At 53.1% G+C, this 12103-nt stretch carries 10 protein-coding genes; 5 read left to right on the forward strand and 5 right to left on the reverse strand.

Translation table 11 applies throughout. From position 1 onward, the window contains the following. Window positions 1–2: 2 nt before the first annotated feature. Window positions 3–1121, forward strand: coding sequence for a YbdK family carboxylate-amine ligase (locus E2L00_RS07930; protein WP_167609384.1), 1119 nt, complete (start codon window positions 3–5; stop codon window positions 1119–1121). Window positions 1122–1166: 45 nt separating this feature from the next. Here the strand turns inward: E2L00_RS07930 and E2L00_RS07935 are convergent, their stop codons facing one another. Beyond that, window positions 1167–2039 carry a hypothetical protein gene (locus E2L00_RS07935; RefSeq protein WP_167609387.1) on the reverse strand — a complete coding sequence of 291 codons (873 nt, stop codon included), beginning with the start codon at window positions 2037–2039 and terminating at the stop codon, window positions 1167–1169. A gap of 256 nt (window positions 2040–2295) precedes the next feature. Between E2L00_RS07935 and fdnG the strand changes: the two genes are divergently transcribed. The 4 genes from fdnG to E2L00_RS07955 all read left to right on the forward strand — a co-directional run bounded on the left by fdnG (window position 2296) and on the right by E2L00_RS07955 (window position 8074). Then, complete coding sequence (gene fdnG, locus E2L00_RS07940) at window positions 2296–5343, forward strand: formate dehydrogenase-N subunit alpha (protein ID WP_167609390.1); 3048 nt, start codon at window positions 2296–2298, stop codon at window positions 5341–5343. 11 nt (window positions 5344–5354) lie between these two features. Next, window positions 5355–6239, forward strand: a complete 885-nt coding sequence (fdxH, locus tag E2L00_RS07945) for a formate dehydrogenase subunit beta (protein WP_167609393.1) — start codon at window positions 5355–5357, stop codon at window positions 6237–6239. Beyond that, entirely contained in the window at window positions 6232–6888 is a 657-nt protein-coding gene (fdnI, locus tag E2L00_RS07950) for a formate dehydrogenase-N subunit gamma (RefSeq protein WP_167609395.1), read from the forward strand. The genes fdxH and fdnI overlap by 8 nt, the downstream gene beginning before the upstream one ends. 523 nt (window positions 6889–7411) lie before the next feature. Then, complete coding sequence (locus E2L00_RS07955) at window positions 7412–8074, forward strand: Fic family protein (RefSeq protein ID WP_236127691.1); 663 nt, start codon at window positions 7412–7414, stop codon at window positions 8072–8074. 28 nt (window positions 8075–8102) lie between these two features. On the opposite strand, the gene cas6f is transcribed toward E2L00_RS07955, so the two are convergent. From cas6f to csy1, 4 genes are read right to left on the reverse strand one after another with little or no spacing between them, the layout of a single operon-like run. After that, entirely contained in the window at window positions 8103–8657 is a 555-nt protein-coding gene (gene cas6f / locus E2L00_RS07960) for a type I-F CRISPR-associated endoribonuclease Cas6/Csy4 (protein ID WP_167609401.1), read from the reverse strand. A gap of 10 nt (window positions 8658–8667) precedes the next feature. Beyond that, window positions 8668–9687: a type I-F CRISPR-associated protein Csy3 gene (csy3, locus tag E2L00_RS07965; protein ID WP_167609404.1), complete on the reverse strand. Its 1020-nt coding sequence runs from the start codon at window positions 9685–9687 to the stop codon at window positions 8668–8670. An 11-nt stretch (window positions 9688–9698) separates the two neighbouring features. Beyond that, window positions 9699–10637, reverse strand: a complete 939-nt coding sequence (csy2, locus tag E2L00_RS07970) for a type I-F CRISPR-associated protein Csy2 (RefSeq protein ID WP_167609406.1) — start codon at window positions 10635–10637, stop codon at window positions 9699–9701. Next, window positions 10630–11964, reverse strand: coding sequence for a type I-F CRISPR-associated protein Csy1 (gene csy1, locus E2L00_RS07975; RefSeq protein WP_167609409.1), 1335 nt, complete (start codon window positions 11962–11964; stop codon window positions 10630–10632). Before csy1 ends, csy2 begins: the two co-directional genes overlap by 8 nt. Window positions 11965–12103 lie beyond the last annotated feature (139 nt).

A 12103-nucleotide genomic window follows, 5' to 3' on the forward strand; every position in this document is an offset into this window, starting at 1 on the left:
CTATGCCACTGACCGATTTTGAGCACTCTGACCCTTACACGCTCGGCATTGAACTGGAAATGCAGATTGTTAATCCGCCCACCTATGATTTGAGCCAGGGTTCCTCGCTGCTGATTAAGGATCTCAAAGGCCGTGTAAGCGCAGGCGACGTAAAGCACGACATTACCGAAAGCATGCTTGAGATTGCCACGGACGTGTGCAAAGACGTGGAAGAAGCAAGAACGCAGCTGACGGATTTGCGCCATCGGGTATTGCAGGCGGCCGATAATCATCATCTGGCGATTTGCGGCGGCGGTACGCATCCCTGGCAGAAATGGCAGCGTCAGGAAGTGTGCCAGAACGAACGCTATAGCCGTACCCTTGAACAATTCGGCTATCTGATGAAGCAGGCCACGGTATTTGGGCAACATGTTCATGTGGGCTGTAAAAACGAAGAGGACGCTATCTATTTGCTGCACGGCCTGTCGCGCTTTGTGCCGCACTTTATTGCCCTTGCCGCCTCTTCACCTTATATCCAGGGTTCAGATACCGCCTGGGCCTCTTCGCGACTGAATATTTTTTCCGCTTTTCCGGATAACGGCCACGCGCCCTTTGTCGGCAACTGGCAAGAATTTACCTGGATGTATCAACGCCTCGAAACCAGCGGCATTATCCAGTCGGTAAAAGATCTGCACTGGGATATTCGTCCCAGTCCAAAATTTGGCACCGTCGAAGTGCGGGTCATGGACACCCCGCTGACCATCACCCGGGCGATAAATATTGCCGGATTTATTCAGGCCCTTTCGCACTGGCTGCTAAGCGAACGTCCGTTCGTTCCGCGTTCCGAAGATTACCTGCTCTACCGTTTCAACCGTTTCCAGGCCTGTCGTTACGGGCTTGAAGGCACGCTGACGGATGTACGAACCGGGGAACAACGCACTATTGCCGAAGATCTTTTGCCCTTGCTCGACACGCTCGCACCTTACGCAGCAGAACTCCGCGGAGAAAGCGCGCTGGAAGCGATTCACGACTCGGTTCGCAACAACGTCAGCGACACCGCGCAAATGCGTGACTTCATCGCCGGAGGCGGTTTACTGACGGAACTGGTGCGGGAACACTGTACGGTCTGGGCTGAGAAGTAAATCCAGAGGTTATTCACCCGGCATAATAATGCCGGGATAAAAATCTCATTTGGCATTGAATGACCAGAGCGCCGCATCTTTATGTGCCGGATCGAGCTTATAGGCGGCATTCAGCTTCGGATGCCCGGCAATCAGTTCGACAAGATCTGTAGCCGAGCTTATCGGTGCAAGCTGATAGGCCTCATCAATTTTACGTACTGCCGCAATAAATTGCGGCTTGGTCGCATATTTTCGCACCGCTTCGTTTTCCGCGTAACGTTTTTGCTGGGCGATAGCAATCATCCAGAACATTGGCCGCCACCAGGCCCAGGAAAAATCACAGCGCCCGATAACGTCCGTAGCGTTATTCTGGTGAGCCAGAATAGAAAAGAAATTGATTAGCTCATCAAGCTTATAGCGATCGTTTTGTTCACCCAGCCTGAATTCAGCAAGGTTTTTATAGCGGGTCACCAAAGAAATACGTGGCCAGGCATCGTCATGCAGATCTTTTTGCCCTGCGACATAAAAACGTGAAACGATAAATTCAAAATAGTCACGGCTCGCCATCGCCGGAATCAACACATTCATCGAGGCATTCTTCACGCCCTGGAAATATTCGCTACAGTAAGTCTGGAATAAACTCACCACCGCACTCTCTTTTGCATGCTCCGCTGAAGCCCGGTTTGCCTCCGCCGTTTTAGCCAGCTCGCTTTTGGTTTCCTGTAATTCATGGAGTTGCAGGAATACCGTCAGGATCACCCCGCACAGCGCCAGACCCGCGAAAAGCGCATTCACACTGCTGAACATATCGGCCAGCGGCTGGTTGGTTATCGCTTTTATTTTCACCGGCTCTGCGCCCACATACCAGGCCCATGACCAGAGGCCAAAAATCATCACCGTGGAAAAGATCACTAAATAAAGAAACGTTCTGCTTTTCATCCCTTCTTCCTTTTTATGGTTTTGCTCCGCAATCGTAGCAATATCATTTTTTATGCAGCATAAATCGTTTGGGAAAACTGCCCGTAACCCGCGCCAGTAAATCCACGCATCAAAAGTGGTTATTAAATATCCATCTTATCTACTCATTAAGAGGTGTTTACCTACCCAATCAATAGCGAATTGATTTTACTCAATATACCTCGTATCCCAGTTGCTATTTTCGCCATCGTTAATACGTCATGACAATGAGGTTTAGATGGACGTCAGCCGCAGAAAATTTTTTAAAATCTGTGCCGGCGGAATGGCAGGGACCACCGCGGCGATGTTGGGCTTTACCCCAACCGCCGCGCTTGCGGAGGTGCGCAACTATAAGCTGCTGCGCGCGAAAGAAACTCGCAATACCTGTACTTACTGTTCCGTAGGATGTGGATTATTAATGTACAGCCTGGGCGACGGCGCGAAGAACGCCAAAGCCAGCATTTTCCATATTGAAGGGGATCCGGATCATCCGGTCAGCCGTGGCGCGCTCTGCCCGAAAGGCGCAGGCCTGCTGGATTATATCCACAGCGATAACCGCCTGCGCTATCCGGAATATCGCGCGCCGGGCTCAGATAAATGGCGGCGCATCAGCTGGCAGGACGCCTTTGAGCGCATCGCCCGCCTGATGAAAGATGACCGCGACGCGAATTTCGTTGAGAAAAACGAGCAAAACGTTACGGTGAACCGCTGGCTTTCTACCGGCATGCTGTGCGCTTCGGCCGCCAGCAACGAAACCGGAATGCTCACGCAGAAATTTGCCCGCTCGCTGGGCATGCTGGCAGTGGATAACCAGGCGCGCGTCTGACACGGACCAACGGTAGCAAGTCTTGCTCCAACATTTGGTCGCGGTGCGATGACCAACCACTGGGTTGATATCAAAAACGCCAACGTTGTGATGGTGATGGGCGGCAACGCCGCTGAAGCGCATCCGGTGGGTTTCCGCTGGGCGATAGAAGCCAAAAACAACAACGACGCCACGCTGATTGTGGTCGATCCGCGCTTTACCCGCACCGCTTCGGTGGCGGATATTTACGCGCCGATCCGCTCCGGCACCGACATTACTTTCCTGTCGGGCGTGATCCTGTACCTGCTTTCCAACAACAAAATTAACGCCGAATACGTCAGAAGCTACACCAACGCAGCCCTGCTGGTGCGCGATGACTTTAGCTTTGATGACGGCCTGTTCAGCGGCTACGACGAAGAAAAACGTCAGTACGACAAAACGAGCTGGAACTATCAGTTCGATGAAAACGGCTATGCAAAACGCGACGACACGCTGGCGCATCCGCGCTGCGTATGGAACCTGCTCAAAGAACACGTTTCCCGCTATACACCGGATATGGTCGAGCATATCTGCGGCACCCCGCAGGCGGACTTCCTGAAAGTCTGCGAAGTGCTGGCTTCCACAAGCGCTGCCGACCGGACGACAACCTTCCTCTACGCGCTGGGCTGGACGCAACACACCGTGGGCGCACAGAACATCCGTACCATGGCGATGATCCAGCTGCTGCTCGGCAATATGGGCATGGCGGGCGGCGGCGTCAACGCCCTGCGTGGACACTCCAATATCCAGGGGCTGACCGATCTGGGTCTGCTTTCCACCAGCCTGCCGGGGTATCTGACCCTGCCGTCTGAGAAGCACACCAGCCTTGAAACCTATCTGGCGGCCAACACGCCGAAGGCCACGCTGCCAGGCCAGGTGAACTACTGGGGCAACTATCCAAAGTTCTTCGTCAGCCTGATGAAAGCGTTCTACGGCGATGCCGCGACGCGGGAGAATAACTGGGGCTTTGACTGGCTGCCGAAGTGGGATCAGACGTACGACGTGCTGAAATACTTCGACATGATGGACCGCAATAAAGTCACCGGCTATATCTGCCAGGGCTTTAACCCGGTTGCCTCCTTCCCGGATAAAAACAAGGTCGTCGCGAGCCTGAGCAAGCTGAAGTATCTGCTGGTTATCGATCCGTTAGTGACCGAAACCTCCAACTTCTGGCAGAACCACGGCGAGATGAACGATGTCGACACGGCGAGCATTCAGACCGAAGTGTTCCGCCTGCCGTCCACCTGTTTTGCTGAAGAAGACGGCTCTATTGCCAACTCCGGACGCTGGTTACAGTGGCACTGGAAAGGTGCTGATGCGCCGGGCGAAGCGCGTAACGACGGTGAAATTCTGGCCGGCCTGTACCACCGCATGCGCGAGCTGTATCGCACGGAAGGCGGGAAAGGCGCCGAGCCGCTGCTGAAGATGGGCTGGCACTACGATCGGCCGGATCATCCGGAGTCCGAAGAAGTGGCGAAGGAGAACAACGGCTACGCCCTCGAAGATCTCTATGACCCGGCCGGAAACCTGCTGGCGAAAAAAGGGCAGCTGCTGGACTCCTTCGCGCTGCTACGTGACGACGGTTCAACCGCATCCGCCTGCTGGATCTACGCCGGTAGCTGGACGGCAAAAGGCAACCAGATGGCGAACCGTGACAACAGCGATCCGTCAGGGCTTGGCAATACGCTGGGCTGGGCCTGGGCATGGCCGCTCAACCGCCGCATCATTTACAACCGCGCTTCCGCTGACCCGCAGGGTAAACCCTGGGATGAGAAACGCATGTTGATTAAATGGAACGGGGCGAAATGGGTCGGCAACGATATTCCCGACTACAACACCGCGCCGCCGGGCAGCGGCGTCGGGCCGTTTATCATGCAGCCTGAAGGCCTGGGCCGTCTGTTTGCCATCGATAAAATGGCCGAAGGGCCGTTCCCGGAACACTACGAGCCGTTTGAAACGCCGCTGGGCACCAATCCGCTGCACCCGAACGTGGTCTCTAACCCGGCAGCGCGTCTGTATGAAGCCGACGCCAGACGCATAGGCAAACGCGAGCAGTTCCCGTATGTAGGCACGACGTATCGCCTGACCGAGCACTTCCATACCTGGACCAAGCATTCGCGGCTTAACGCCATCGCGCAGCCGGAACAGTTCGTGGAAATCAGCGAAAAGCTGGCGGAAACAAAAGGGATTGCTAATGGCGACCACGTAAAGGTTAGCAGCAAACGCGGCTTTATCCGTGCCGTCGCGGTGGTAACGCCACGTCTACGTACGCTGAATGCGGGCGGACAGGAAGTGGAAACCATCGGGATACCGCTGCACTGGGGCTTTGAAGGCACGGCGCGTAAGGGTTATCTCGCCAACACCCTCACCCCGTCCGTCGGCGACGCCAACTCGCAAACGCCGGAGTACAAGGCGTTTCTGGTCAATATTGAGAAGGCGTAAGGAGCGAACTCATGTCCATGCAATCTCAGGATATTATCAAGCGTTCGGCTACTAACAGCTTTACGCCTCCGCCGCAGGCCCGCGACTACAAGGAAGAGGTCGCGAAACTGATTGATGTGTCGAGCTGTATTGGCTGTAAAGCCTGTCAGGTCGCCTGCTCCGAATGGAACGATATTCGCGATGAGGTGGGTCACTGCGTCGGGGTTTACGATAACCCCGCCGATCTGAGCGCCAAATCCTGGACGCTGATGCGTTTTTCGGAAACGCAGCAGAACGGCAAGCTGGAGTGGCTTATCCGCAAAGATGGCTGCATGCACTGCGCGGACCCGGGCTGCCTGAAGGCCTGTCCGTCCGCCGGAGCCATTATTCAGTACGCCAACGGCATCGTTGATTTTCAGTCGGAACATTGTATTGGCTGCGGATACTGTATCGCCGGGTGCCCGTTCAATATTCCGCGCCTGAACAAAGACGACAACCGCGTCTACAAATGCACGCTGTGTGTGGATCGCGTAAGCGTCGGCCAGGAGCCAGCCTGTGTGAAAACCTGTCCGACCGGTGCCATTCACTTTGGTACCAAAAAGGAGATGCTGGAAGTGGCGGACGAGCGCGTGATGAAGCTGCAAAAACGCGGCTACCAGCATGCGGGCGTCTACAACCCGCAGGGCGTTGGCGGTACGCACGTGATGTATGTTCTGCACCATGCTGACCAGCCGGAGCTTTACCATAGTCTGCCAAAAAACCCGCAAATCGATACGCCGGTCAACCTGTGGAAAGGCTTGCTCAAACCGCTGTCGGCGGCAGGTTTTATCGCGACCTTCGCCGGGCTGATTTTCCACTATATCGGCGTCGGGCCAAACGAGGAGGTAGATGAAAACGAGGAGGAACATCATGACTAAGAAGGGCAGGATGATTGTCAGGACAAAGTTTATCGACCGCGCCTGTCACTGGACGGTAGTGATTTGCTTCTTCCTGGTGTCGCTCTCCGGCATCGCGCTGTTCTTTCCGACGCTGCAATGGCTGACGGAAACCTTCGGTACGCCGCAGATGGGCCGTATTCTGCACCCCTTCTTCGGCGTGCTGATTTTCGTGGCGCTGATGTTTATGTTCACTCGCTTTGTACATCACAACATTCCTGATAAACACGACATTCCGTGGGTAAAAGGCATCGTTGAGGTACTCAAAGGCAACGAGCATAAAGTGGCAAAGGTCGGCAAATACAACGCCGGGCAGAAAATGATGTTCTGGACCATCATGAGCATGATTTTCGTGCTGCTGGTGACCGGCGTTATCATCTGGCGGCCTTATTTCGCAGACTTCTTCCCCATCAAAGTCGTGCGGTACAGCCTGCTTATCCACGCAACAACGGCAATCATTTTGATCCACGCCATCCTTATCCATATGTATATGGCGTTCTGGGTGAAAGGCTCAATTAAAGGCATGATTGTCGGTAAAGTGAGCCGCCGCTGGGCGCAGAAACACCATCCGCGCTGGTATCGTGAGGTTGAAGCATTAGAGGCGAAGAAAGAAAGCAGCGAGGGGCTGTAGTTCTGCAAAAAATAAAAGAAGATGGCGCGTAATCTACGCTCTGCAAGGCAATGAAGATATTGCCTGTAGAATCGCAATGGCTCGTCATCTTTTTTATTATTGCAGGCTGTGCGTGCGGCAGTGCACATACTGATTAAGCTCGGTACGCGGTTCGTAAATTTCTAAGCTGCCTGTGCGGCAGTGTACAGAAAATTTACACGCCTAACCGATTGATGCAAGGCGCCTAATGTCTATTCCACACTCAAATACTCTTTTTCAGACCGCATAGGTTATATCTAATAAAATCAATAAATTATACTAATCGCCAAATTAAGATTTTATCAACAGGCCGAGCCAGAGACGTATTCCATAATTAACTGGATTGCTCATGACACTAAATATGCCAGAATGAGCACATCGTCACTATGCACGTTTATTCAATATCGTAAACGGATACCGGTCAGGATAGGTTAACAAAATGAGCAAGTTAGGATTCACCTGGAACGCAGCCTCGCTTCCGGCTGTTCAACCTGTTGGCATTAAAATGGCCGTCGCAATTTATAAACAACAGTTCACCGCTTTTGTCTGGGATGCCTCAGCGCTTGAGGGTAACCCTTACACTTACGTAGAAGTTAAAACGCTGCTTGATGGCGTGACCATCGGAGGTCGTAAGGTCTCTGATACTGAGCAAGTATTAAATCTGGCAGACAGCAACAAGAAATTACTGGAACTTGTCACCAGCGGTCGGTTTGATCTGAATAAAGAGACTTTCACTCTGCTACACACCATTATTGCCCGTAATGAAGCGCTGGAATGGGGAGTATTACGCGGAGAAGGTGAACAAACGCAATATACTCCTAACGTACATTTGGGTGAGGCTGGTCTTTATAAACCCCTGCCTACGCTTCCTGGTGCGGTGGAGTTGAATCGAGTTTTCGCTGAGGGCGTGGCCCACATTAAAACACTGCCGCCGGTAGAAGGAGCCCTGGCAACGTTCCTTTTTGGTGCGCTGCAACAGTTCTTTTTTGATGGCAACAAACGCACCAGCCGTCACATGATGAACGGCTGGCTTATGAGCCATGGTTTTCGGGCAATCAGCATTCCGGCTGCCCGTGCGCAGGAATTCAATGAAAAAATGGTGCAGTTCTATATCTCGAAAGAAGGCACTGAAATGATGCAGTTTTTACTGGATTGTCAGAGTGATTAGCCGGGCGAGACTTTCACCCGGCATCAGATTAAAACCAGGGGATGGTAGCCCCGTCGCTAAAGCCGTAATTACTGAAGTTGCCGCTGATTTGCTGTTCTTGCAAGTCACTATGATGAATAAACAGGCGAAATGCCTGTCCATTGGAAAGGCTTTTCAACTGGATAAAAGGCAGTTTGCTACGCTTTTCCTGCATTGCGCTCAGCCGATGCTGCGCTTCTTCTTCCGTTATCCACCCTTTGCGTACCGAGCGGCGCAGCAGTCGTTCAGGGCTGCTTTTTACCTGAACACGAGTAACTTTGCGCCAGCCTTTAATTGCCGGAACGGGTAACACGGATGAGGCAGTACAGTAATCGTTCAACCCTGCGCGCCAGCCGGTCGCTTCCAGTTCCTTTAGCGCAGTTTGTTTACCGTGCAAACGGAGCACGCCGCCGGGAGAGCGGTTATGTTCAGGAAAACTGACGCCGATATCTCCTTTTTTTCTGCCGCCCAGCGCCCTGTGAAGTTTGGCAAACAGCGCCGCCATCAGCATAGACTCCTGAAACTCCGGGTCCGGCAGAACTCGAATGTCCTGATAGCTATCCATCCGCTGCTCCTTATTCAGATTTCTCACCAAACACGCCGCCGCGGATCAAGACCGCCATAACGTAATGCTGCTGCTCAGCCGCAGGTTTGTCACCTTTGGTCACCCAGTTATCCAGAAGCGTATAGAAATCCATTTTATCTTTTGGCTGACGGCAGGCGATACCCCGGCTGGTGACCGAACCATACGGTTCCACCGCAATAGCCCCCAGCGACTCAACCTGCGGATGCCATGTATCAATGGTACGCAGCGCGTTGCCAACCTTTTGCGAGTGCAGCGCCGCCACGTCGTTTACCTGATAAAGCACTTTGCTTTTACTACTGTTGCTATCCAGCACCAGTTCCTGCGACGGGAAGACTTCCTGCCCTTCGCCCAGACGCACAAACGCTTCCACATTCAGCAGCACAAAGGTATCGCCCTTCAACCCCTTTTCCATCTCGGCGGCAAGTTCCTGAATGGCGTTGTCACGTTTTTCAAAATTACGCAAAGAGAAGTCGTGAGCGTTAAATGTCCACGTCTTGTTGTTCTTCTCATTTCCGTTGTCTTTCTTAGTAACGATCACCTGAATATGTTCCGCCCCAACGCGGTTACGCCATAAAAAACGCCCGTTCGCGAGGTTAGTGGCATAGCGCAGCGCCAGTTCACCGAAACCATGTTCGGCTATATAACCTTCGATGGTTTCCTGTAAGGCATTCTGATACGTCTTATCGTTACAGACTGAGGGCGTTGCCAGATTACCCAGCACGCGCAGCGTAAAGGTCATTTTTAAAGTATCGGCATCTGCCGGAAGCGCGGCCATATCCACACGTTGCAGGTTGGCTTTCTGGATTTCAGCATCCAGTTTTGCCGGGTCGCTGACCAGTGCATTTTTGAGGCGGTTGGAGATAGTACCGCGCACCGCTTTTTCCTGAATGCGCACCGGCTGCCAGCTATCGCCCTGCCAGTTTCCAGAAAACATTACCGCGTCCGAATTCGCCAGCTTACGTTCAAATGCCAGTACCGATGCGGTTTTAATCGTCGTTGCTTTAGCCATTTTTTCGTCCCTTAAAAATCATCAAAGTTACGTGGGTCTTCGTCTTCATCCGATTCGTCATCAGTCAACGCTTGTCCGCGACAGTAATAACCAGATGCAGTGTTGTGGTAACGCCAGAACAGTTCAGTCAAATCTTTAATACGATGCGCACCGCGCCACTCGCCAACACCATAAACGGCCTCGGCAAAGCAGAACGGCGTCTCTTCATCGCGCGAATGGGTTACGCTGCCGGGTGCATAAAGTGGGGAAATACGCTGCCAGCCCGTCATCAACGGAACCAGGTAGCCAGGGAAGGGTTTCCCCTGATAGCTCCAGGTGGCGGCATCACCTGCTTTTTCGCCGCCTTCGGCCACCATCTTTAATGCTGCAAAATCGAGCCACGCGTCCATCATTTCGGCTTCTGGATTAAGCCGTCTAAGCTGCTGATAATGTTCGTCAAGTAAGGATGAACGATCCACCAGAACAAAGCCGGGCATCAGACCATAGAGCAAGGATTTGATCTTTGAGGCGCTACGGACCTGCACGTTGCGAAGCCCGGTGATGCTTCCACCCGCCAGCTTTTGCGTCTGACAGAGCGTTTGTATGTGCTTTGCCAGCTCGCGCATACCAATCTCGCCGTTAGCTATCTCGCCCTCGCATTCCAGAATCAGCGAAACGGTGAGGTGCATACGCCCCTCTTCATTAAACGATGCGGTTTTGCCTTCGCGTGTTAGCGGGTTACGGGTAAGAGCAAACTGATAGTCGCGTCCGGATGAGTGAGCGTGAACCTGGTGGTGATGACATATCACGGCGCAGCCTTCCAGCCGCAGCCCGTGGGATGCCTGAAGTTTGCGGGATAAAGCGTGGGTATAGCCTAAAAAATGGGTGATGGCAGGAAATCCCCAGGTTAGCCCTGCAACGGCATTGGCATTTTCAACCGTCAGCCACGGTAAAATAACGATATTACTCATGGCGGTAGCTCCTTATAGCCTGTTCCATTTCACGCAGTCGGCGCTGGAAAAGGGGCCGGGTTTGCCACTCGCGCCGCTCCGTCTGCCCGACAGCCATATCGGCCCGATGCAGATGGCCGTTCAGCCACAGCGCAAAATCATCCGCAACGGCGTCTTGCCAGTCGTCTTTATCGCGTTCCGCCCGGAATGCTTCATCGCTTTGCGTTCGCCACGGATCGAGCCACAGTTGTTGATGCGCTTTAAACTGGCAATTTTCATCACGAGTCCATCCGCCCCACTCCTCGCGCTGGATATCTGCCGCAAGGTTAAATAACAAGTCGATAAGCTCGTCGGTATAGCGATTACGTTGCTGGCGGATCCGGTAATTCTTCGTGTTACCGGTACTGATAAGCAGATGAATCAGACGACGGCGAATCTGGCGTGTAGTGCGCTCAAACGGCCCCTGGCCAAAAATTGTTTTCATCTTCAACGGCGGCTTTTGCAGAGTTTCCCAAAGCGGGGCTGTCGACGGTAATAGCCATACGCGCCCGCCACGGCCGCTGTTTAACGCCGAAATATTCTGCGGTTTTGTACCACCAAAATTTATTACTGCCAGATTCGGAAACATTACCAGCGGCTGCGCATGCCACTCGCTATTTTTACGGGCAGCCCAGACGGCTTTGCTTTCCTCACTAAAACGCAGCGCCGTCATACGGTCATGCAGCGCCTGCGCTAAAGACGAGGAAAATAGTGGGCTAAGCAGATGATAGCCATCTTCCACAGGAACATAGACCTGCTTTGCAAGCTTGTGAGATGTGGGTTGTTTAGTGGTTAACGCGCGGGAAAATCCTTCCACCCACTGCGCCAGTTGTGCATCGTTTTCCGCCAGTTCAGCCAGCACGCTGTTATCGCCGCGTTGCAAGCAGGCAAGCAGCGAATCACCGTCGATTTCGGTTTGCAGGAGCTTAGCCACGTCCAGCGCCGCTGCGTTACCGACCGCATCGGCAGCAGGTTTAGCGAGCGTCGCCGTAGCAAGATAGCCGTCGTTTGCCGTAGCCATGCTAAAAATGCTGCTGCTTTTCGAGTCACCGTGTGTGTATTTGGCTGCATGGGTAACAAGGCTGATTTGTCCGGCGCGCTTTGCCGCATCCGTTAGCCAGGCGCGGGTTTCATAGCGTAATTCCAGTTCGCGGCGCTGCTGTAATAATTCCACCTGCAATTGAGCGCGTTCACTTTCTCCCGCAGCAGCTGAACGCTTAGCCATGTCTTTATCGAAAGCGTCAAGCCTCTTCTGCCATCGCCCCGCTATGTACTGAACGATAAAATCGGTCGGTCCATTTCGTGTCATTTTCACTCCCTGCTATCGTTTAACTGCCGATATTAATAGTGAATATTGAGCCAGAAATTTGCATCCCTGGCGCTTGCCCATAAAAATTATTCCGGATTGCAATCGGTTTGATCCATAACACCGCACTTGTTAACAGGCA

The organism is Cedecea colo (assembly GCF_011808225.1).
Taxonomy (GTDB): domain Bacteria; phylum Pseudomonadota; class Gammaproteobacteria; order Enterobacterales; family Enterobacteriaceae; genus Dryocola; species Dryocola colo.